Origin of the sequence: Actinomadura luteofluorescens, assembly GCF_013409365.1 — a bacterium.
GTDB classification, from domain to species: Bacteria; Actinomycetota; Actinomycetes; order Streptosporangiales; family Streptosporangiaceae; genus Spirillospora; species Spirillospora luteofluorescens.
This window is the reverse complement of the sequence record NZ_JACCBA010000001.1, coordinates 5,735,331-5,754,565: the sequence shown is the minus strand read 5'-3', so window position 1 is coordinate 5,754,565 and position 19,235 is coordinate 5,735,331. Positions and strand designations below refer to the sequence as shown.

The window sequence follows — 19,235 nt, the reverse complement described above, 5'->3', positions numbered from 1 at the left end:
TCAACGGGCCGGACTCCCCGGGGCGTGCAGGAGCCGGGCGAGCCCGGCGGGCGCGGTGGCGGTCGCGTCCCAGTGCAGGGACGCCAGGGTGGCGGGCGGCGCCTCGCCCCACAGGACGAGCGGGAGCGAGCGGGCCGCGGCGATCCGGCGGATCTCGTGCAGGGCCAGATCGCGGTCGTACATGCCGGGGACGCCCAGGTAGGCCCACGGGCCGCCGGGCTCGCCGGCCGCCGCGTCCACCACGAGCGCGTCCACGTCGGCGGTTTCGAGGGCGATCGCGGCGTCGTGCGGGTACAGGGCGACGACCTCGGCGTGCCCGGCGAGGGCGGCGGCCGTGCCGGGCGCGAGCACGCCCGCGACGATCGGCAGGTCGGAGGGGCCCGCGACGAGCAGGCGGTCCTCCGGCCGCTCCACGCGGTCCGGGTGGACGCCGCCGCCCGCGGCGCGCGCCGCCGCCGCCGAGACCGGGGCGCTGCGCTTGCGCCAGAGCCGGTACAGCTCCCGCGGCAGCCGCTTGCCGCGCTTGGGGTTGCGCGCCGCTCCCGCGACCAGCCGCCCGAACTGGACGGCGGTCGAGGCCTCCAGCGCCGCGAGCCGCTTCTCCATCTCGTCCAGGCGGGCCTCGCGCTCGCGCAGCGTGGACTTCAGCCGCCCGAGCTGCTGGTAGGCCTTGGCGTTCTTCTCCTCGTCACTCACCCAGGAACTCCATGATCACTTCGGCGATGCGGGGGCCGGCGTGGCCGTCCCACAGCGGCGGCCGGCGCCCGCCCGGCCCGTCCGACGGCGCCGGACCCCCTTCCAGGCACTTGCGGACCCCCGGCACCAGCTCCTCGAACGTGACGAGCCGGTTCGTGCCGTGGGTGATCGTGATCGGCCGCTCGGTGTTGGGGCGGACGGTCAGGCACGGCACCCCGAGGATCGTCGTCTCCTCCTGAAGGCCCCCCGAGTCCGTGACGACCGCCGCCGCCCCCCGCACGGCCGCGATGAAGTCGATGTACCCGAGCGGCTCCAGAATGTGCACGCGGTCGTGCTCGTCCAGCCCGGCGGCCAGCAGGTTCGCCCGGCCGCGCGGGTGGACGGGGATGACCAGGTCGGCGAGGTCGGCGACGCCGTGCAGGCGCCGGACGAGGGCCGCGGCCGTCTCCGGCGCGTCGACGTTCGCCGGACGGTGCATGGTCGCGAGGACGTAGCGCTCCGGCAGCCCGTGCGCCTCCCGCACCGCGGCCGTGTCGAACTGGTCCAGGTTGGCCAGCAGCGTGTCGATCATCGGGTTGCCGACCAGGTGCGCCCGGCTCACCGCGACGCCCTCCGCGGCCAGGTGGCCGATCCCCTCGGGGCTCGTGACCAGGCACAGCGCGGAGAGCTGGTCGGTGATCCTGCGGTTGACCTCCTCCGGCATCGTCATGTCGAAGCTGCGCAGCCCGGCCTCCACATGGGCGACCGGGATGTGCAGCTTGGCCGCGACGAGGGCGGCGGCGATCGTCGAGTTCACGTCGCCGTACACGATGACGAGCGCGGGTGAACGCCCCGTGAACTCCTGCTCCAGCCCGATCATGAGCGCGGCGGTCTGCTCGGCGTGCCCGCCCGACCCGACGCCGAGGTTGACGTCGGGCTCGGGAAGCCCGAGCTGGTCGAAGAAGATCTCCGACATCCGCGCGTCGTAGTGCTGGCCGGTGTGGATCACCGCCTGCTCGGCGCCCGCCGCGGCGAGCGCCGAGATGACCGGCGCCGCCTTGACGAAGTTGGGCCGCGCTCCGAGGACGTGCACGATGGGTGCCAACACAATTTCCCTTCTGTTCATCGGGGTTGCCTACCGTCCGGCCTGTGGCCGACGAACCCGTGAAGAAAACCGTCTACCTGGCAGGACTCGCCTGGCGCCAGCTCCGCGACGACCCCGGACGGGCGTCGCGGCTCGCCGTGCGGCTGGCCGCCCGGACCCCGCTCGGCGCCCGGCTGCGGCGCTCCCGCCTCGTCGTCCCGAAGCCCCGGGACGTGGGACGCGAGACGCGGGACCTGCGGCTCCTGCTCGCCGAGCCCGCGCCGGCGCGCACGCGCCGGGCCGTCCAGGGCACGACCGTCCTGCAGTTCGTGACGAACGCCCTGCCGCGCACGAACGCGGGCTACACCGTCCGGACGCACCGGATCGCCCTCGCCCAGCGCGAGATGGGGTTCGCCCCCCACATCGTGACCCGGCTCGGATACCCGCTCAGCCAGGGCATCGCCGACGCGCGGGCGGTCGTGGACGTGGACGGCGTCCCCTACCACCGGCTGCTGCCCTGGTTCCCGCAGACCGACCCGCGCGAGACCGTGGCGAAGAGCGCCGATCTCGCCGGACGGCTGGTCGAGGAGCTGCGGCCGTCCGTCCTGCACGCCGTCAGCAACCACCTCAACGCGGCGGTCGCGCTGGAGCTCGGGCGCCGCCACGGCGTGCCGGTGGTCTACGAGGTGCGCGGCTTCCTGGAGGACTCCTGGCTGTCGCGCGACCCCGCGCACAGCGAGGACGACGAGTTCTACCGGCTGACCCGCGAGCTGGAGACCCGCCGGATGGCCGAGGCCGACGCCGTCGTCACGCTCGGCGAGGCGATGCGCGCGGAGATCGCCTCCCGCGGTGTCCCCGAGGAGAAGATCTTCACGGTGCCGAACGGGGTGGACGAGGCGTTCCTGGCGCCGCTCCCGGACGGCTCCGGCATGCGCGAGCGCCTCGGGATCGACCGCGGCGCCACCGTCGTGGGCCTCACGTCCTCGTTCTACGGCTACGAGGGGATCGACACGCTCATCGACGCGGCCGCCCTGCTGCGCGACCGCGGCGCGCCGGTGACGCTGCTGCTGGTCGGGGACGGCCCCGAGCGCGGCGCGCTCGAACGGCGCGCGGCCGAACGCGGCGTCCACGCCGTGTTCACCGGCCGGGTGCCGATGGAGTCCGTTCGCCAGTACCACGCCGTCCTCGATGTCTTCGCGGTTCCGCGCCGGGCGGACCGGGTGTGCCAGTTGGTGACGCCTCTGAAACCGATCGAGGCCATGGCGGGGGGAATCCCCGTTATAGCCAGTGATGTCAAGGCTCTTCGCGAAATCGTGGAACCGGGCGTGACGGGGGCGTTAACAGTTCCGGAAGACCCGGAAGCGTGGGCGAATTGTCTGGAAGATCTGGCTTACAGTCCCGAAAGGAGACAAAAAATCGGGCGGTCGGCCCGTGAATGGGTCGCGGCGGAACGAACCTGGGGCGCCGTGACGGCCGGATACCGGGCCGCCTACCTCTTCCCGAAACCCCAGAGCACATAGATCGAAGGGAGCCTGCCGCGTGGATCTCGTGGTCATCGGACTCGGCTACGTGGGGCTGCCGCTCGTGCGGGAGGCCTGCCGGGCCGGCCTGCGGGCCGGCGGGCTCGACCGGGACGCGCGCGTGGTCGCCGGCCTCAAGGCCGGGATGTCGCACATCGACGACGTGTCGGCGGAGGAGGTCGAGCGGATGCTGCGGGCGGGGTTCGCCCCGAGCCTGCACGAGGACGTCCTGGACGGCGCCCGCACCGTGGTCATCTGCGTCCCGACGCCGCTCTCGCCGGAGGGCGGACCGGACCTGACCGCGGTTCGCGGCGCGGCCGAGACCGTCGCCCGCCACCTGGAGCCCGGGACGCTGGTGGTGCTGGAGTCCACCACCTACCCGGGCACGACCGAGGAGGTCGTGCGGCCGATCCTGGAGAAGTCCGGCCTGGTCGCCGGGGAGGAGTTCCACCTGGCGTTCTCGCCGGAGCGGATCGACCCCGGCAACCCGGTCTACGGCGTCCGCAACACCCCGAAGATCGTCGGCGGGCTGACGCCCGCCTGCGCGTCGGCGGCCTCGGCGTTCTACGGAAAGTTCGTGGACCAGGTCGTGGAGGCGAAGGGGACGCGCGAGGCCGAGATGGCCAAGCTGCTGGAGAACACCTACCGGCACGTCAACATCGCGCTGGTCAACGAGATGGCGGTGTTCTGCAACGAGCTCGGCATCGACCTGTGGGACGCCATCGACTGCGCCGCCACCAAGCCGTTCGGGTTCCAGGCGTTCCGGCCGGGGCCGGGCGTCGGCGGGCACTGCATCCCGATCGACCCGAACTACCTGTCCTACAAGGTCCGCTCGCTGGGCTACCCGTTCCGGTTCGTGGAGCTGGCCCAGGAGATCAACGACCGGATGCCCCGGTACGTGGCGGAACGCGCCCAGCAGCTGCTCAACCGGGAGGGCCGCGCGCTCAAGGGCGCCCGGGTCCTGCTGCTCGGCGTCACCTACAAGGCCGACATCGCCGACCAGCGCGAGTCGCCGGCCCGCCCGGTGGCGCGGCGCCTGGCCCGGCTCGGCGCCGACCTGTCGTTCCACGACCCGTTCGTCACCTCGTGGGACGTGGACGGCGCACCGGTGCCGCCGGCCGGAAGCGACCTGGCCGCCGCCCTGGAGGCGTCCGACCTGGCGATCGTGCTGGCCGGCCACGCCGTCTACGACGCGGCGACGCTGGCGCGGCACGCCCGGCTGCTGTTCGACACCCGCGGCCGGACGCGCAACGTCCAGCGGGACACCGTCGAGCTTCTCTGACGGGCGGGCTCCCTTTCATGGCGGTTTTCTTTGTCAGGGCTTTTCCAACCGGCGGGGCCGGCCTGACCGGCGGACTTCCCTATCAGTCAGGGAAGAGTCGTCCGGCAGCGGCCACGCCCCGGACAACGGGAATTCATCGGCAATTTCCATCGGCACCCGAGACTCGCCGGTGATGGACCAATCGGACGTTGCGGAGTGAGTGTGATGCGGGTCTGCGTTTGCACGGTCGTGCACCACCCCGAGGACGCGCGCATTCTGCACCGGCAGATACGCGCCCTGCTCGACGCCGGTCACGAGGTCACCTACATCGCCCCTTTCCGGGCGTGCAACGCGACCCCGTGGCGCCAGATCAGCCCGGTGGACGTTCCGCGGGCCACGGGACGGCGCCGGATCCGGGCCCTGCGCGCCGCCCACCGCGCGCTCGCCGAGCACGCCGCGTACGCCGACGTGGTCCTCCTGCACGATCCCGAGCTGCTGGTGTCGCTCCCGCGCGAGCTCCAGGGCCGGACGGTCGTCTGGGACGTCCACGAGGACACCGCCGCCGCCCTGTCCGCCAAGGGCTGGGTGCCCGGACCGGCCCGCCCCCTGCTGCGGCCGGCCGTGCGCCACCTGGAGCGCCGCAGCGAGCGGCGGCACCGGCTGCTGCTCGCCGAGGAGGGCTACCGGCCCCGGTTCCGCGAGGACCACCCGGTCGTGCCCAACACCACCTACGTGTCCGACCTGCCGCCCGGGCCGCCGGACGGCCGCCGCGCCGTCTACGTCGGGCAGCTCTCGCGGGCCCGCGGCGCCCTCGACATGATCGAGATGGCCCGGACGCTGGCCGCCGCGGGCGTGCTGGTGGAGCTGATCGGCGCGGCCGACGCCGACGTCCGGGACGCCCTGCGCGCGGCGCAGCGCGAGGGGATCGTGCGCTGGTACGGGTTCGTCCCGAACGACCGGGCGCTGCGCATCGCCGAGGGCGCGATGGCCGGGCTCGCGCTGCTGCACGACGAGCCGAACTACCGGCACTCGATGCCGACGAAGGTCGTCGAGTACATGGCCCGCGGCATCCCGGTGGTCAGCACGCCGAACCCGCCGGCCGTGGCCATCGTCGAGCCCGCCGAGTGCGGGCTGATCGTCCCGTTCGGCGCCCCGGAGGCCGCCGCCAAGGCGGTCCTGCGGCTGCGGGACGACCCCGTCCTGCGCGCCGGGTTCGGCAAGCGCGGCTACGAGGCCGCCCGGGAGCGGTTCCACTGGCCCGTCCACGCCGAACGCTTCGTCGCCCAACTGGAGGCGTGGGCGGGCCGCTCCCCCTCGACCGTCCCGGAACCGGAGGCCGAGCCCGTCCCCGAGCACTGAGCCGGCCGGGAGCGGGCGGGGTCAGGAGCGGGCCTGGGACAGGTGGCGCAGGCGGTAGGCGACGGCGCGGGCGAGGCGGGCGGCGGCTCCCGGCGGGCGGTTCGCCTCGACCATCACCACGCACCGGCCGACCCTCAGCGCGATCATCCCCGCGGTGGGGCCGATCTCGTAGGCCTCGTCGCCCCCGATGTCGCGCCGCCGCCGGGCCTGCGCCTGCGCGGCCTGCAGCGTCTCCAGCATCCGCGCCGCCGCCGCGTCGGTGTCGGCCACCCAGCGGACGCTCACCGTGAGGCCGGTGACCGCGGCCTCCCCGCCGTCGTCGCGGTCCGGGCCGCCCTCCCGCGGCCCCGCCGAGGGGTCGGGCGTGGCCGAGCCCGCCGCGCTCGGCTTGGGCGAGGGCGACCTGCGGGCGCCGGCCCCGGCCGGATCGCGCCCGCCGCCGCGCGGCTCGTACGTGCAGGACACCGGGTGCGGAAGGCGCACCGTCCCGGCCGACGCGCGGCGCGGCTCGGTGACGTAGCCGGTCAGGCGCGCCGCCGTCAGATCGGCCTTCTTCAGCAGGGAGCACGCGTCCGGCCAGTCCTTCGCCGGCACGCCGCCGAGCTCGGGCGGCCCGGCGCCGGCGAGCCCGCCGCGCAGGGCGACCAGCCGGGCCCCGCCGTCCGGGCGCGGCGCCGCCTGCGGGAGCGCCGCGTACAGGAGCCCGCCGGCGGCCGCCAGCCAGGGCCGGACGCCCGGCAGGTCCGGGTCCATCGAGAACGGCGCGGGCGCGGTCGTGACGCTGCCGTCGCCCGGCTGGACGATGTCGACTCCCGCGGGCAGCAACGGCTCCGACAGCCGGGGACGCAGCGCGAACACCTGCCCCCCGGCCTGCGCGAGCGCGGTGTAGGCGGGCACGTCACGGCTCCACCCGACCCGCCCGGACGGCACGTCCACCGCCTCCATGCGGGCCTCGCCCATGCCCGCGCCGTCGGCTGCCGCCCCGTCGGAGCCCGTCCCCTCGGTGCCCGTCCCGCCGGCGCCGTCCGGGTGGTAGACGACCACGAGACGGCCCGGCGCCAGCACGCCCGGGCACATCAGGTCGCCGCAGACCCCGTCGCCCTTCCAGATCCCGAACTGGCGGCCGCCGTCGTCGAACGCGCGCAGGGCCGTCCCGTCCGAGACGAGCGTCACCCCGTCCAGCATCGACACCTCGGGCGACTCCCGGGAGCCGAGCCGCCGCTCCCAGCGCACGATGCCCTTGGTCGGGTCGACGGCCAGCAGCCGGCTGCGGTGCCCCTTGTCGCTGCCGGGGCCCGCGCAGCGCAAGCCCAGCGCGGCGAGGTCCTCCCGGCCGTCGGACGGATGAGCCCCGCCCTCGAACAGGCGGCAGCCGCGCGGCAGCGCCAGCCGCCACACCCGGTTCCCGGTCACGGCCGACACGCCGAACAGCGTCCGGCGCCCCTCGTCGGCGGTGAGCAGCACGCCGGACCCGGCGGGCCAGCGCAGCGTCGTCCGGGAGACCGCGGCGGGGCGCTCGTCCTGGCGGCGCCACAGCAGCCCGCCCGACAGCGCGTCGAACGCGACGAGCATCCGGTCGCCGCGGTCGCCGTCCCGCTCGAAGTAGGCGACGACGCGCGACCCTGTGGACGTCCAGCCGAGCAGGGACCACCCGGCGCGGCGGTAGCTCCAGCGGGCCCCGCCGGTGCGCGCGTCCCGCGCCTCGATCCCGTGCCCGGACGCCGTCACGACCTGCCCTCGCGCGACCTGGAAGGCGACGCCGTCGTAGCCGGCGACCGAACCGCGGTGCGTGCGGGTCGCCAGCTCCCAGCTCACCGCGAGCGGGCCCGGCGGCGGGCCCACCTCGCTCTGCGGGGCCGCGGGCTCCCCGGTCACGGTGTGGCGGACCTGCCACCACTCGGCGCGCAGCACGTACGTGTCGACGAGGACGACGCAGAGCGCGACGGCGACCGCCCCGGACAGCAGGCCGAGCGCGACGCGGACCCTGCCCACGGACTCCGGTCGGCCGTCAGGCCGCTGCCGGCTCCCGACCACGACCGCGCCGCCTCCCTCCACGTACGGTGTACACCGACGCTTGCTCATAAGGACGACACCCACCATGCCCTGTGCGGGGCTCCCGCGCGACACGGCCGGGAAGAACGGAGCGAACCCGTGGAGGTCTTCACTCGCTGGCACGCCTGGGAGACCGCTCGCGCGGACATCGCCGCGTCCGGCGCGCAGGTCGACCTGGACGGCCTGGAGCGGGCCGTCGGCGCCGCCCGGCGCTGGCACGGCGAGCAGCGGCGGCCGACCGGCGCCCCCTACGTCGAGCACCTGCTGGAGGCGCTCGAAGTGCTGGTGCGCGGGGCGGGGGTGACGGCGCCCGCCGTCCTGTCCGCCGCGGTCCTGCACGACGTCGTCGAGGACACGCCCGCCTCCCTCACCGACGTGGAGGCCGAGTTCGGCCCCGAGGTGACCGAACTGGTCGACTGGGTCACCAAGCCGCCCGCCGCCGGCGCAGGGCGCCAGGCCAAGCGCGCCGCCAAGGCCGCCTACCTGCGGCGTCTGGGCGAGGCCCCGCGCGAGGCGGTCCTGGTCAAGCTCGCCGACCGCGTCAGCAACGTGCAGACCCTCGACCGGATGGCGCCGGACTTCCAGCGCCGCTACTACGCCGAGACCCTCACCTACATCGTCCCGCTGGCCGAGCCCGAGCCGTGGTTCCGGGCCTGGTTCGCGGACTGGCGGCGGCAGTTCGCCCACCTCCAGTGACCCGCCGGTCATGAGGTGGGAGGATACGGAGCCATGGAGCGCGAGTGGGTCGTCGAGGAGAGCGTGGTCGTCGCCGCGCCGGCACGGGACGTGTACGCGGCCGTCGCGAATCCGCGGCGGATGGGCGAGTGGAGCCCCGAGGTGTTCGCGACCTGGATGCGCGGGCGCGCCGTCGGGCCGGGGACGAGGTTCGTCGGCTTCAACCGCATCGGCTGGCGCGTGTGGTTCACCACGTGCCAGGTGAGCGCGGCGGTGCCCGGTGAGGCGTTCGCGTTCCGGGTGTCGAGCTTCGGGGTGCCCGTGGCGCTGTGGGGGTACCGGTTCGAGGACGTCTCGCAGGACCCGTCCGCGCCCCGGACCCGGCTCACCGAGTACTGGGAGGACCAGCGCCGCGACCACCGGGGCGCCGGTTTCGTGTCGCTGCTCGGCAGGGTCTTCACCGGCGTGCCCGCCGAAGGGCGCGCCGAGGTGAACCGCAAGGGGATGCGCGCCACGCTCGACCGGATCCGGACGGCCGTCGAGAAGGGGTGACCCCCCGGATCGGCGCGCGGCCGGTACCGGCGCTTGGCAGCAAAACGAGAACCTGTTCTACTTAACGGTGTGACAACTACCGCGCAGGCGCACGCGATCCAGGGGGAGCGGGTCACCCTCCCGGTACGGATCCGCGACGCCGCCGTCGGCTCGGCCATGTTCGCCGTGCCCGCCGGCGCCGCCCAGGACGTCATCGCCTACTCCGGGCTCGCCGTCGCGGAGCCCCTGCCCGGCAAGGCCGTCTGCTCGCTGGCGTTCGTCCGGTACGCCGAGGGCGACCTCGGCCCGTACCACGAGTTCGCCGTCGCGTTCCTGGTGCGCCCGCCCGGCGCGGCGCCGTCGCCGGGCGTGCTCGGGCGGATGCGCGGGATCGGGGCGTTCATCCACTGGCTGCCGGTCAACCAGGAGTTCACCCTGGAGGCCGGACGGACGATCTGGGGCTTCCCCAAGGAGATCGCCGACATCCCCATGGACCTCGCCGGGCGCGTGAAGCGCTGCGCGGTGCGGTTCGGCGGGCGGACCGCGATCGAGGTGGCGATCCGGCCGGGCGTGCCGATGCCCTCCGGCTCGGCCGCCCCGAGCGTCGACGCCTACTCCTGCCTGGACGGCGTGACGCGCCGGACGCCGTGGACGCTCACGCCGTCCGGCGTCCGCACACGTCCGGGCGGCGCGAAGGTCGTCCTCGGCGACCACCCGGTGGCGGACGAACTGCGCGGCCTCGGGCTCGACCGGGCGCGGGCCCTCACCACCAGCACGGTCGGGCACCTGCAGATGGTCTTCCAGGGCGCCGAGGAGGTGCGCACGTGAAGCGGACGGCCCTGGTCACCGGCGCCGCGCACGGGCTCGGCGCCATGGCGGCGCGCCGCCTGGCCGCGGCGGCGTGGGACGTCGTCGCGGTGGACGTGGACGAGCTCGGCCTCGCCAAGACCGCGCAGCGCTCCCCCAACACGCACACGCGGGTGTGCGACGTCACCGACCCCGACGCCGTGGCGCAGGTGCTGGCGATGGCGGGCACGGTGCACCGCGTCGTCCACACCGCGTCGGTCACGCCGACCGGGCCGGTTCTGGCGCAGCCCCTCGGCGAGGTGGAGGACGCCCTGCGGACGAACGTCCTCGGCACCGTCAACGTCGTCCGGGCCACGCTCCCGGGGATGCTGGAACGCCGGGCCGGAGAGCTGTTCCTGTGCCCGGACGCCTCGGGCCCGCCGCAGAGCCCGTCCGCCGCCGCCGTGGCCGCCTACACCGACGCGCTGTGGGCCGAGCACGGCGGCCGGGGCGTGAAGCTGCGCTGCGTTCACGCGCAGGCCGGAACGCCGCACGGCCTCGTCCTCGACGCGATGGACCGCTCGCTCGCGCGCCCCGCCCCCGACCTCCACGTACGGGTCCGGCCGGCGCGCCGACCGCTCCTGGCGGCGCTCGCCCGACGATGAACGTCGGTGGAACCGCATAAGCTGTCTCTTCGCCTTCGGGGTGTCGGGGGACGTCCCCGGCACGACACACGCGCGAGGAGCAGCCTGCATGTCGTCCCAGGTCAACGGGCGGCCGCCCGGTCCCGGCGGCACGGTGAAGGACCGGGAGATCGCCACCGAACAGCGCTACGTCGACACCGCCTACGCGCGGCTGGAGGAGATGCGCGCGGACGCCCAGGCCATGATCCGCGAGGGCTACCGCCAGTCGCTCGCCGGCACCAAGAGCTCGCTGGTGGACCGGGACGCGATGGTCCACCAGGCCGCGCTGCGCGTCCAGGCCCTCGACGTGGCCGACGACGGCCTGGTGTTCGGCCGGCTCGACCTGGCCTCCCGTGAGATCCGCTACATCGGCCGCGTCGGCGTCCGCACCAGCGAGCACGACTCCCTCGTCATCGACTGGCGGGCCCCCGCCGCCGAGGACTTCTACCGCGCCACCCCCGAGGACCCGCGCGGCGTCGTGCGCCGCCGCGTGCTGCACTCGCGCGGCCACACCGTCGTCGACCTGGAGGACGACCTGCTCGACCCGGAGGCGTCCGACGGGATGACGGTCGTCGGCGACGGCGCGTTCCTCGCCTCGCTCGCCCGCACCCGCGAGGGCGCCATGCGCGACATCGTCGCGACGATCCAGCGGGAGCAGGACGAGGTGATCCGCGCGCCCGCCGACGGGACCGTCCTCGTCCGCGGCGCCCCCGGCACCGGCAAGACGGCCGTGGCGCTGCACCGCGTCGCCTACCTGCTGTTCCGGCACCGCCGCCGGTTCGGGTCCCGCGGCGTCCTCGTCGTCGGCCCGAACCGCCGGTTCACCGCCTACATCGAGCGGGTGCTGCCCTCGCTCGGCGAGGGCTCGGCGACCCTCCGCTCGCTCGGCGACCTCGTCGACGGCGCCACCGCGACCGTCCACGACACGCCGCGCCTCGCCCGCGCCAAGGGCGCCGAGACGATGGTGACGGTGCTGCGGCGCGCGGTCGCCGACCACGCCCCCGGCGCCCCGGACGAGTTGCGCGTGGTGTTCAAGGGCGTCGTCGTCGCCCTCGACCGCGCCCGCCTCGACCGCATCAGGAACGAGGTCCACCGGCGCAACCGCGGCAGCGTGAACGCGGCGCGCGGCCGGGCCGCGGAGATGCTCCTGGACGCCCTCTGGCACCGCTTCGGCGAGATCGGGGGCCCCGAGGCGGCCGAGGCCGAGGAGGGCGCCGAGGCGGGCCTGTGGAACGCGATCCTCGCCGCCGACGGCCTGGCCTCCCTCGACGACGAGCCCGCCCGCGGGCACGGCGGCGGCAACGGCGACCCGAAGCGCGCCCAGTTCGACGCGCGGGTCCGCGAGCAGCGCGCGTTCACCGACTTCCTGGTCGCCTGGTGGCCGATCCGCCGCCCGCTGGACGTGCTGCGCTCGCTCGGCGAACCGGCCCGGCTGCGCCGCGCCGCCGGGCGCGACGTCGACCGCGCCGACGTCGAGCCCCTCGCCGCTTCCTGGGCCGGCGACGCGCCGCTCAGCTACCAGGACGTCGCGCTGCTCGACGAGATCGACGCGCTGCTCGGCTCCCCGCCCCGCCCGTCCCGCCGCCGCAGGGCCCCGTCCGAGGACGACCCGTTCGTCGTGGACGGCGTCAACATCCTCACCGGCGAGGAGGTCGTCGACGAGACGTGGGAGCCGGAGATGCAGGAGCTCACCACGTCCATCGAGCGGCTCGAACGCTCCCGGCGCGTCGACGACGGCGTCGTGGAGGAGCGCCCCGAGTACGCGCACCTCGTCGTCGACGAGGCGCAGGACCTCTCCCCCATGCAGTGGCGGATGCTCGGCCGCCGCGGCCGCCAGGCGAGCTGGACGATCGTCGAGGACCCCGCCCAGAGCGCCTGGGAGGACCTGGCCGCGGCCCGGCGGGCGATGGAGGCCGCGCTCGGCGGCGAGCGTCCCTCGTCCCGGAGCCGCCGCCGGGGCCGCAAGGCTCCCCCGCCCCGCGCGCGGCACGAGTACGAGCTGACCACGAACTACCGCAACTCCACCGAGATCGCCGCGGTCTCCGCGCGGGTGCTCGCCCGCGCGCTGCCGGACGCGAAGCCCGCCCGCGCCGTCCGCGCGTCCGGGATCGAGCCGGTCGTCCGGGTCGTCCCCGAATCCGGGCTCGGCTCCGCCGCCCGCGCCGCCGTCGAGGAGCTGCTCGGCCAGGTCGAGGGCACGATCGGCCTGATCGTCCCGCTCTCCCTGGAGGAGTCCGGCGGCCAGGCCTCGCTGTTCGACGGGCCCGCCACGGCCTGGGACGCCGCCGACCGCGACCGGCTCGGCGCGGGACTGCCCGAGCGCGTCCAGGTGCTGGACGTCCTGGAGGCCAAGGGCCTGGAGTTCGACGCGGCGGTGATCGTGGCGCCCGAGACCGTCGCGGCCCAGTCCCCGCGCGGGCTGCGGGTCCTCTACGTGGCGGTGTCGCGCGCGACGCAGCGCCTCACCGTCCTCACCGCCGACCCGCAGTGGAGGGACGCGCTCATCACCGGCTGACGGCGCCCTCCGCCGATCCGCGCGGGGTTAGGCTGACGCTGCCCCATCCGCATCGGGTGAACGGAGATCGATGAGCGGCCGCAATCGCGCACCCAGGCGCAGCTACGCGGGGCGGTCGGCCGAGGAGCGCCGCGCGGAGCGGCGCGACCGCCTGCTGGCCGCCGGGCTGGAACTGTTCGGGACGCGCGGCTACGCGGCGACGTCCATCGAGCGGCTGTGCGCGACGGCGAGCGTGTCGACCCGCAACTTCTACGAGGAGTTCTCCGGGCGCGAGGAGCTGCTCACCACGCTGCACCGCGGCATCAACGAGCGCGCCGCCGAGGCCGTCTCCGCCGCGTTCGCGCAGGCCGCGGACGCCGACTTCCCGGCCCGCGTCGAGGGCGCCGTCCGCGCGTTCGTCACCGTCACCGCGAGCGACCCCCGCTGGGCCCGCATCGCGTTCGTCGAGGTGATCGGCGTCAGCGCGGGCCTGGAACGGCACCGCTTCCGCTGGCGGGGCCAGTGGGAGGACGCGATGCTCGCGATGATCCGCGAGGCCGCCGCCCGCGGCGAGGCCGTCGACCGCGACCACCGCCTCACGATGATCGCGGTGATCGGCGCCGTCAACAACCTCGTCCACCACTGGTCGGCCCGCGACCAGGACGCCCCCCTCGACGCCATCACCGCCGAACTGACCCACCTGATCGTCGCGGCCGTGACGACCCCCTGAGTGAGGCACATCCAGACAGATTCGCGCCCTCTTGGATCAAGAGCTCAGCCGGGGTGCGGGCAGGCGCGTGGAGCGAGCGCAGCGAGCGCAACGCGCATGCCCGCCGACGCAGGCGACCGCAGCGACGCCACAACCACCGTCACAGGCACAACGAACCGCAACAGCGGCGTGAGGATCGCCTGCGTCGCAACGGGGGTTCCAGGGGGTCGCCCCCCAGGGAAACACAGCGACCGCAGCGACGCCACACAAGCCGCAACAGGCACAACCGACCGCAACGGCGGCGTGAGGATCGCCTGCGTCGCAACGGGGGTTCCAGGGGGTCGCCCCCCTGGGCTGACACACCTAGATGATCGGGGGGCGGCCGGTGCGGGTCATGCGCCAGGCGGTGCGGTAGGAGATGGGGCGGCGGGGGCCGGCGGGCTTGCGCCAGCCCTCCAGGAAGCCCTTGAACCAGGGTTTGAGGGCGCTCGGCTTGCGCTCGCGCAGGACGGTCATGCCGACCCACACCGCGAGGTAGGTGAGCGCCAGCGGCCACGGCAGGTTGCGGCGGGCCAGCCACACGCGGTTGCGGGCGTTGTAGCGGTAGAACATGGCGTGCCGCGTGGGCAGGACGGCGGGGTGGAACATCACCGCCGAGGCGTCGTAGACGATGCGGTACCCGGCGTTGAGGATCTGCCAGGCGAGGTCGGTCTCCTCGTGGGCGTAGAAGAAGTCCTCCGGGAGGCCGCCGCCGGCGTCGAACGCGGCGCGGCGCATCGCGCAGGCGCCGCCGAGGAACGTGGTGGCGGCGGACGAGCGCTCCGGGTCTCCCGCGCGCAGCCGGGGGACGTGGCGGCGCTCGCCGCGCCCGCCCTCGGGGTCGCGGACGCGGAACGAGACGACGCCGAGGTCGGGTTCGGCGGAGAACCGGTCGCGCAGGTGGGCGCCGAGGCGGGGCGAGCGGTACCAGCCGTCGTCGTCCAGGAACAGGATGACGTCGCCGCAGGACGCCTCCACGCCGCGGTTGCGGCCGCCCGGGATGCCGAGGTTCTTCGGGAGGCTGAGGGTCTTGACGCGCTCGTCGTCGAACGGCGGCGTGCCCGCCGCCTCGCCGACGGGGTCGGCGCCGTTGCCGACGAGGACGACCTCGACGTCCACGTGCTCCTGCTCCAGGGCGCTGCGGACGGCGCGGGCGAGCTCCTCCGGCCGGTTGCCCATGGTGAGGACGACGACGGAGAGTTTCACTTCAGCCTCCGGGAGGCCAGGATGCTGACCAGGTGCAGCAGGGTCTGGAGGACGGCGACGGCGGCGACCGCGACCGTCAGGACGCGGACCGCGACGGGGTCGTCCGCGCCGGTGAGCGTGTCGATCACGGCGGCGGCGAGGATCAGCAGCGACAGCTCGACCGCGCCGATGATGCGGTGGAAGCGCACCATGGACGCCGCCTGCCGGGCCAGCGCGATGCCGGTGGAGCGGGGCCGCAGCGCGCGGTCGCCGCCGGTCGGGTCGGCGGCGAGGCCGGACTTGGCGCGGGCGACGACGACGTTGTCGGTCTCCGCCTTGATCAGCGCGGCGCCGAGGGCGGCGAGCAGGCCGAGCTCGACCCAGCCGCCGTTCTCCCAGCCGCCCTGCGCCATGAAGCCGAGCCCGGCGAGCAGCGACACCTCAGACAGGTAGTGGCCGATGCGGTCCAGGAACACCCCGGCGACCGACGTCTGCCGCAGGTAGCGGGCGACCTCGCCGTCGACGCAGTCGAGCAGCAGGTAGACCTGGATGAGGAACGCGCCGGCGAGCGCCGTCCACAGCGGGTCGACGGGCAGCGACACCGCGACGCCCGCGAGGACGCCGCTGAGCATCATCAGGTAGGTCAGCTGGTTGGGGCTGAACCCGAGCCGCAGCGCGATCCACGCGAAGAACGGGGACAGGTCGCGCATGTAGAGGCGGCCGGCCCAGTGCTCCTCGTTGCGCCGGTCCTTCAGGCCGGGCGGCTGGCCGTACCGGCGGATGTCGGCGATCCTCGCGCCCTTGCGGTGCGGCCGGTGATCGTCGCCGGGGGGCTCCGCGGCGCCGGGCGGCTCGGGGGAGCCGGGGGGCTGCGGGGATGGGTTCTGCCCGGACAGCTCAGCCTCCATGGGCCTGGACATACTCGTGCACCGCCTTGCGCGTCTCGTCCTCGTCGAGGCTGAGGTGTTCCAAGATCGTATAGCGGCCGGGGCGGGTCTGCGGGGCGTACCGCACGGCCTCCGCGAACTGCTCGGGGGACAGCCCGACGTCGGCCGGGAACCGCGGCAGCCCGTGCCGTCCGAGGCAGGTGAGGATCTCCTCGAGCCGCTCGTGCCCCGTGCCGAGCCGGGTGGCGCGCAGGTGGAAGCAGAACGCGGCGCCGATCCCGGCGAGCTCGCCGTGGTTGGCGGTGTCGGGGAAGAGATGGTCGATCGCGTGCAGGATCTCGTGGTCGCCGCCGGACGCCGGGCGGGAGTCCCCGGCGAACGCCATCGCCATCCCCGACAGCACGAGCCCCTCGGCGAGGACGGTCAGGAACCGGTCCGAGTCGATCGAGCCGGGCTGGTGCAGCAGGGCCTCGGCGGCGGTGCGCGCCACGGTGAGCGCCATCCGGTCGACCCGCTCGCCGCACTCGTCGGCCGCGAGGAGCCAGTCCTCCACGGCGGAGAAGTTGCTCACCACGTCGCCGATCCCGGCGCGGACGAGCCGGTCGGGCGCGGCGCGCACGTAGTCGAGGTCGACGATCATCGCCAGCGGCATCACGACGCCGAACGAGCCCTTGCCCTTGTCGTGGACGAGGGAGGCGACCGGCGAGCAGATCCCGTCGTGCGACAGGTTCGTGGCGACCGACACCATCGGGATGCCCGACAGCGTGGCCGCGTACTTGGTGGCGTCGATCGTGCGGCCGCCGCCGATGCCGACGACCGCCTCGTAGGACCCGGCGCGCAGCCGGGACCCGAGGCTGACCGCCGCCTCCACGGTGCCGCCCTCGACGTGGAACACCTCGCAGGCCGCCAGGGACGGCCGGACGTGCTCGGCGATCTGGTCGCCCTGGCCGGGGCCGACCGCGATCGCGACGCGCCCCTCGGTGGCGATCCGCCTGTCGGCGAGCAGCTCGCCGAGGGTCGCCACGGCTCCCCGCCGCACGTCGATGGAGAGCGGCGCGTTCAACATCCGCGTCAGCAGGGGCATGGGCCTCCTCGTGCCGTGCGTGCGGTCGGTTCGTGCCGTGCGTGCGGTCAGTAGCCCTTGGCGATCCGGCGGGCCTTCTCCAGGTCGTCGTGGTTGTCGACCTCGACCCAGTCGACCTCGCCGATCGGCGCGACGCCGATGCGGCCGCCGCGGTTCACGAGCTCCTGGTAGCCGTCCTCGTAGTAGAGGTCGGGGTCGCCCTCCCAGGTGGCCTTGAGCGCGTCGGCCAGCGGGCCGGCGGCGGCGGGCTCGATCAGGGTGGCGCCGATGTACTCGCCGTTCGCGGTGGCGGGGTCCATGAGCTTGGTGATCGTCTTCAGGTGGCCCTCGCCGTCGAGGATCACCTTCATCTCCTCGTCGGCGAGAGTTTTCACGTCGTCCACCGCCAGGAGGATGTCCGGTCCGCGGTTCGCCAATAGTGTCTTCTCGACGCTCACCGGATGGACCGTGTCGCCGTTGACCATCAGGACGCCCTTGGAGAAGTGCTCCCGAGCGAGCCACATGGAGTAGGCGTTGTTCCACTCCTCGGCCTTGTCGTTGTGGACGAGCGTCAGCGACACGCCGTACCGCTCCTCAAGGGCCGCCCTGCGCTCGTGCACCGCGTCCGCGCGGTAGCCGACGACGATCACGACGTCGGTCAGCCCGACCTCGGCGAGGTTGCCGAGGGCGATGTCGAGGATGGTGGTCTCGCCGTTCACGGGGACCAGGGCCTTGGGGAGGGTGTCGGTGTACGGCCGCAGCCTCCGGCCCGCGCCCGCCGCCAGCACCATGCCGATCATGCTTTCTTCTCCCTCTCGCCGTGGGGACCGTCCCCCACTCCCCCGGACAACTTCTTCGTCAGGTCGATCGTCACTCCGCCGGCGCGACCGTGCCGCGCCCGCGTGGCGGCGCTCTCACCGCCGGACAACACGCCAAGGTAGGCGGCCAGCGCCGCATACGCGAACGGAAGCGGCGCGAACACCCCGGCGAAGGCCGTGAACAGCATCCGGCCCTCCCAGCCGAGCCCGGCGAGGCGGGCCCACCGCGGCGGCCAGCGCCCCTGGCGGGTGCGGTAGGCGGCGTCGTAGTGGTGGAGCGCGAGAACCGTGAGCAGCACGTAGACGAGCGGCGCCGGGACTGCCCGCGCATCCCCCAACACGGCGAGGTAACCATACTCGATCCCGCGCAGAATGGGCGGAACCAGCCAGTCCAGCCGCCCGGCGTGCGGGCTGCGCGACGCGGGCCCGGCCAGGAGCAGCACGATGAGCGGCGCGAACACCGCCGGTTCGGGCCCGAGCCGCGTTCCGGGCTGCGGCCCCGCCGCGAGCAGGACGCCCGCGGCGGCCGCCGCGAGGACGGCGACGGGCAGCGGCGGGAGCCGTCCGCCCGCCGCGTGGCCGAGGGCGAGTGACAGCGGGCCGTCGTCGCGGTACGTCCGCACGGTCGTCATGGCGACAGCGACCTCGCCACCCGCCCGCCCAGGGTCAGCGCGGCGGCGGCCGAGCCCCACGCGAGCAGGGCGGTGAACACCGGCCGGGCGTCGGCGAGGGCGGCGGTGAGCGCGATCAGCGCGAACCGCTCGCCGACCGGCAGCCGCAGGCTCTCGGCGGCCCGCCGCGCGAGCCCGCCCCGGCGGGACGGGCGCGGGCGGCGCGCGTGCCGGCCCGCCGCGTACGCGGCCGAGACCGTGTCGCGGACGGACAGCAGCGCCGCCGCGCCTACCGCCGGCCACCACGCGCCGGAGCCCGCGGCCCCGGCCGCCAGGCCCGCGTAGACGGCGAGCTCTCCGGCGCGGTCGATGACGGTGTCCGGCCGGGCGGCGGACGGGCTCGCCCGGCGGCGCAGGCCCGCGCCCGCCTGCCCGAGGACGAGCGAGGCGGCCAGCAGCAGGGCTCCGGCGACGAGGCCGCCGCGCACGCCGGCGGAGAACCACACCGCCGCCAGGCCCGCGAGCGCGAGCGAGGACGCCGACACGGCACGGGCGGTGATCCCGCGCACGCCGGCCCACCGGGCGACGGCCGCGGCGCAGGGCCCGGTCAGGTACGAGCCGACGAGGCCGTCGCCGGGGCCGGTCCGGCGACGCGGGCGTGCGCCCTCCACATCCACGGTGTCCACGGCATCGGCGGCCTCTCGATCCGGGCGGGTGATCGCGGGGTGGTCCGGTACGTTGAGCGTGACCGGCCGCTCACGCGCGGGCGCCTGATCCATCGGCGCCTCCGGGGCCGGTCGCAG

General features: G+C 74.9%; 18 protein-coding genes. 9 read left to right on the top strand and 9 right to left on the bottom strand.

All coding sequences use genetic code 11. The features are described from left to right. Positions 1–696 (bottom strand): hypothetical protein, encoded by a 696-nt coding sequence (locus BJY14_RS26830; protein ID WP_179846138.1) that lies wholly within the window; start codon positions 694–696, stop codon positions 1–3. Next, on the bottom strand, positions 689–1,801 hold the full coding sequence (gene wecB / locus BJY14_RS26825) for a non-hydrolyzing UDP-N-acetylglucosamine 2-epimerase (RefSeq protein WP_179846137.1): 1,113 nt from the start codon (positions 1,799–1,801) through the stop codon (positions 689–691). The genes BJY14_RS26830 and wecB overlap by 8 nt, the downstream gene beginning before the upstream one ends. Before the next feature lie 23 nt (positions 1,802–1,824). On the opposite strand from wecB, the gene BJY14_RS26820 reads away from it, so the two are divergent. From BJY14_RS26820 to BJY14_RS26810, 3 genes are all read left to right on the top strand, one after another. Continuing rightward, positions 1,825–3,279 carry a glycosyltransferase family 4 protein gene (locus BJY14_RS26820; protein WP_312879418.1) on the top strand — a complete coding sequence of 485 codons (1,455 nt, stop codon included), beginning with the start codon at positions 1,825–1,827 and terminating at the stop codon, positions 3,277–3,279. A 19-nt stretch (positions 3,280–3,298) separates the two neighbouring features. Next, the gene (locus BJY14_RS26815) at positions 3,299–4,561 is read left to right on the top strand and encodes a nucleotide sugar dehydrogenase (RefSeq protein WP_179846136.1); all 1,263 of its coding nucleotides are present in this window, start codon (positions 3,299–3,301) and stop codon (positions 4,559–4,561) included. Positions 4,562–4,765: 204 nt separating this feature from the next. After that, positions 4,766–5,899: a glycosyltransferase family 4 protein gene (locus BJY14_RS26810; RefSeq protein ID WP_179846135.1), complete on the top strand. Its 1,134-nt coding sequence runs from the start codon at positions 4,766–4,768 to the stop codon at positions 5,897–5,899. Positions 5,900–5,920: 21 nt separating this feature from the next. On the opposite strand, the gene BJY14_RS26805 is transcribed toward BJY14_RS26810, so the two are convergent. Next, positions 5,921–7,891, bottom strand: coding sequence for an outer membrane protein assembly factor BamB family protein (locus BJY14_RS26805; protein ID WP_179846134.1), 1,971 nt, complete (start codon positions 7,889–7,891; stop codon positions 5,921–5,923). A 159-nt stretch (positions 7,892–8,050) separates the two neighbouring features. Here BJY14_RS26805 and BJY14_RS26800 point away from each other — a divergent pair, with 159 nt between their 5' ends. From BJY14_RS26800 to BJY14_RS26775, 6 genes are all read left to right on the top strand, one after another. Further along, positions 8,051–8,647 (top strand): HD domain-containing protein, encoded by a 597-nt coding sequence (locus BJY14_RS26800; RefSeq protein ID WP_179846133.1) that lies wholly within the window; start codon positions 8,051–8,053, stop codon positions 8,645–8,647. A gap of 33 nt (positions 8,648–8,680) precedes the next feature. Next, positions 8,681–9,178: an SRPBCC family protein gene (locus BJY14_RS26795; protein WP_179846132.1), complete on the top strand. Its 498-nt coding sequence runs from the start codon at positions 8,681–8,683 to the stop codon at positions 9,176–9,178. A 69-nt stretch (positions 9,179–9,247) separates the two neighbouring features. Next, positions 9,248–9,985 (top strand): acetoacetate decarboxylase family protein, encoded by a 738-nt coding sequence (locus BJY14_RS26790; RefSeq protein ID WP_312879415.1) that lies wholly within the window; start codon positions 9,248–9,250, stop codon positions 9,983–9,985. Next, positions 9,982–10,608, top strand: a complete 627-nt coding sequence (locus BJY14_RS26785; RefSeq protein ID WP_179846131.1) for an SDR family NAD(P)-dependent oxidoreductase — start codon at positions 9,982–9,984, stop codon at positions 10,606–10,608. Before BJY14_RS26790 ends, BJY14_RS26785 begins: the two co-directional genes overlap by 4 nt. Before the next feature lie 88 nt (positions 10,609–10,696). Continuing rightward, positions 10,697–13,141, top strand: coding sequence for a HelD family protein (locus tag BJY14_RS26780; RefSeq protein ID WP_179846130.1), 2,445 nt, complete (start codon positions 10,697–10,699; stop codon positions 13,139–13,141). 70 nt (positions 13,142–13,211) lie between these two features. Beyond that, the gene (locus BJY14_RS26775) at positions 13,212–13,850 is read left to right on the top strand and encodes a TetR/AcrR family transcriptional regulator (RefSeq protein ID WP_179846129.1); all 639 of its coding nucleotides are present in this window, start codon (positions 13,212–13,214) and stop codon (positions 13,848–13,850) included. Positions 13,851–14,192: 342 nt separating this feature from the next. Here BJY14_RS26775 and BJY14_RS26770 read toward each other — a convergent pair whose 3' ends face one another. From BJY14_RS26770 to BJY14_RS47365, 6 genes are all read right to left on the bottom strand, one after another. Then, complete coding sequence (locus BJY14_RS26770; protein WP_218906913.1) at positions 14,193–15,047, bottom strand: glycosyltransferase family 2 protein; 855 nt, start codon at positions 15,045–15,047, stop codon at positions 14,193–14,195. Positions 15,048–15,070: 23 nt separating this feature from the next. Next, positions 15,071–15,961, bottom strand: a complete 891-nt coding sequence (locus BJY14_RS26765; protein ID WP_179846127.1) for a CDP-alcohol phosphatidyltransferase family protein — start codon at positions 15,959–15,961, stop codon at positions 15,071–15,073. Next, complete coding sequence (locus BJY14_RS26760) at positions 15,951–17,006, bottom strand: iron-containing alcohol dehydrogenase family protein (protein ID WP_179849652.1); 1,056 nt, start codon at positions 17,004–17,006, stop codon at positions 15,951–15,953. The genes BJY14_RS26765 and BJY14_RS26760 overlap by 11 nt, the downstream gene beginning before the upstream one ends. Positions 17,007–17,071: 65 nt before the next feature. Beyond that, the gene (locus tag BJY14_RS26755; protein WP_179846126.1) at positions 17,072–17,803 is read right to left on the bottom strand and encodes a phosphocholine cytidylyltransferase family protein; all 732 of its coding nucleotides are present in this window, start codon (positions 17,801–17,803) and stop codon (positions 17,072–17,074) included. Next, a complete protein-coding gene (locus BJY14_RS47370; RefSeq protein WP_179846125.1) occupies positions 17,800–18,453 on the bottom strand; it encodes a DUF5941 domain-containing protein in 654 nt (217 codons plus the stop codon). The genes BJY14_RS26755 and BJY14_RS47370 overlap by 4 nt, the downstream gene beginning before the upstream one ends. After that, positions 18,450–19,211, bottom strand: a complete 762-nt coding sequence (locus BJY14_RS47365) for a DUF5941 domain-containing protein (RefSeq protein WP_179846124.1) — start codon at positions 19,209–19,211, stop codon at positions 18,450–18,452. Before BJY14_RS47365 ends, BJY14_RS47370 begins: the two co-directional genes overlap by 4 nt. Between the last annotated feature and the right edge of the window lie 24 nt (positions 19,212–19,235).

Excerpts from the sequence above, each read along its gene's own strand:
- wecB (WP_179846137.1), bottom strand. The coding sequence starts at position 1,801 with ATGAACAGAAGGGAAATTGTGTTGGCACCCATCGTGCACGTCCTCGGA.
- BJY14_RS26810 (WP_179846135.1), top strand. The coding sequence starts at position 4,766 with ATGCGGGTCTGCGTTTGCACGGTCGTGCACCACCCCGAGGACGCGCGC.
- BJY14_RS26795 (WP_179846132.1), top strand. The coding sequence starts at position 8,681 with ATGGAGCGCGAGTGGGTCGTCGAGGAGAGCGTGGTCGTCGCCGCGCCG.
- BJY14_RS26780 (WP_179846130.1), top strand. The coding sequence starts at position 10,697 with ATGTCGTCCCAGGTCAACGGGCGGCCGCCCGGTCCCGGCGGCACGGTG.
- BJY14_RS26775 (WP_179846129.1), top strand. The coding sequence starts at position 13,212 with ATGAGCGGCCGCAATCGCGCACCCAGGCGCAGCTACGCGGGGCGGTCG.
- BJY14_RS26770 (WP_218906913.1), bottom strand. The coding sequence starts at position 15,047 with ATGGGCAACCGGCCGGAGGAGCTCGCCCGCGCCGTCCGCAGCGCCCTG.
- BJY14_RS26765 (WP_179846127.1), bottom strand. The coding sequence starts at position 15,961 with ATGGAGGCTGAGCTGTCCGGGCAGAACCCATCCCCGCAGCCCCCCGGC.
- BJY14_RS26760 (WP_179849652.1), bottom strand. The coding sequence starts at position 17,006 with ATGTTGAACGCGCCGCTCTCCATCGACGTGCGGCGGGGAGCCGTGGCG.
- BJY14_RS26755 (WP_179846126.1), bottom strand. The coding sequence starts at position 17,803 with ATGATCGGCATGGTGCTGGCGGCGGGCGCGGGCCGGAGGCTGCGGCCG.
- BJY14_RS47370 (WP_179846125.1), bottom strand. The coding sequence starts at position 18,453 with ATGACGACCGTGCGGACGTACCGCGACGACGGCCCGCTGTCACTCGCC.
- BJY14_RS47365 (WP_179846124.1), bottom strand. The coding sequence starts at position 19,211 with ATGGATCAGGCGCCCGCGCGTGAGCGGCCGGTCACGCTCAACGTACCG.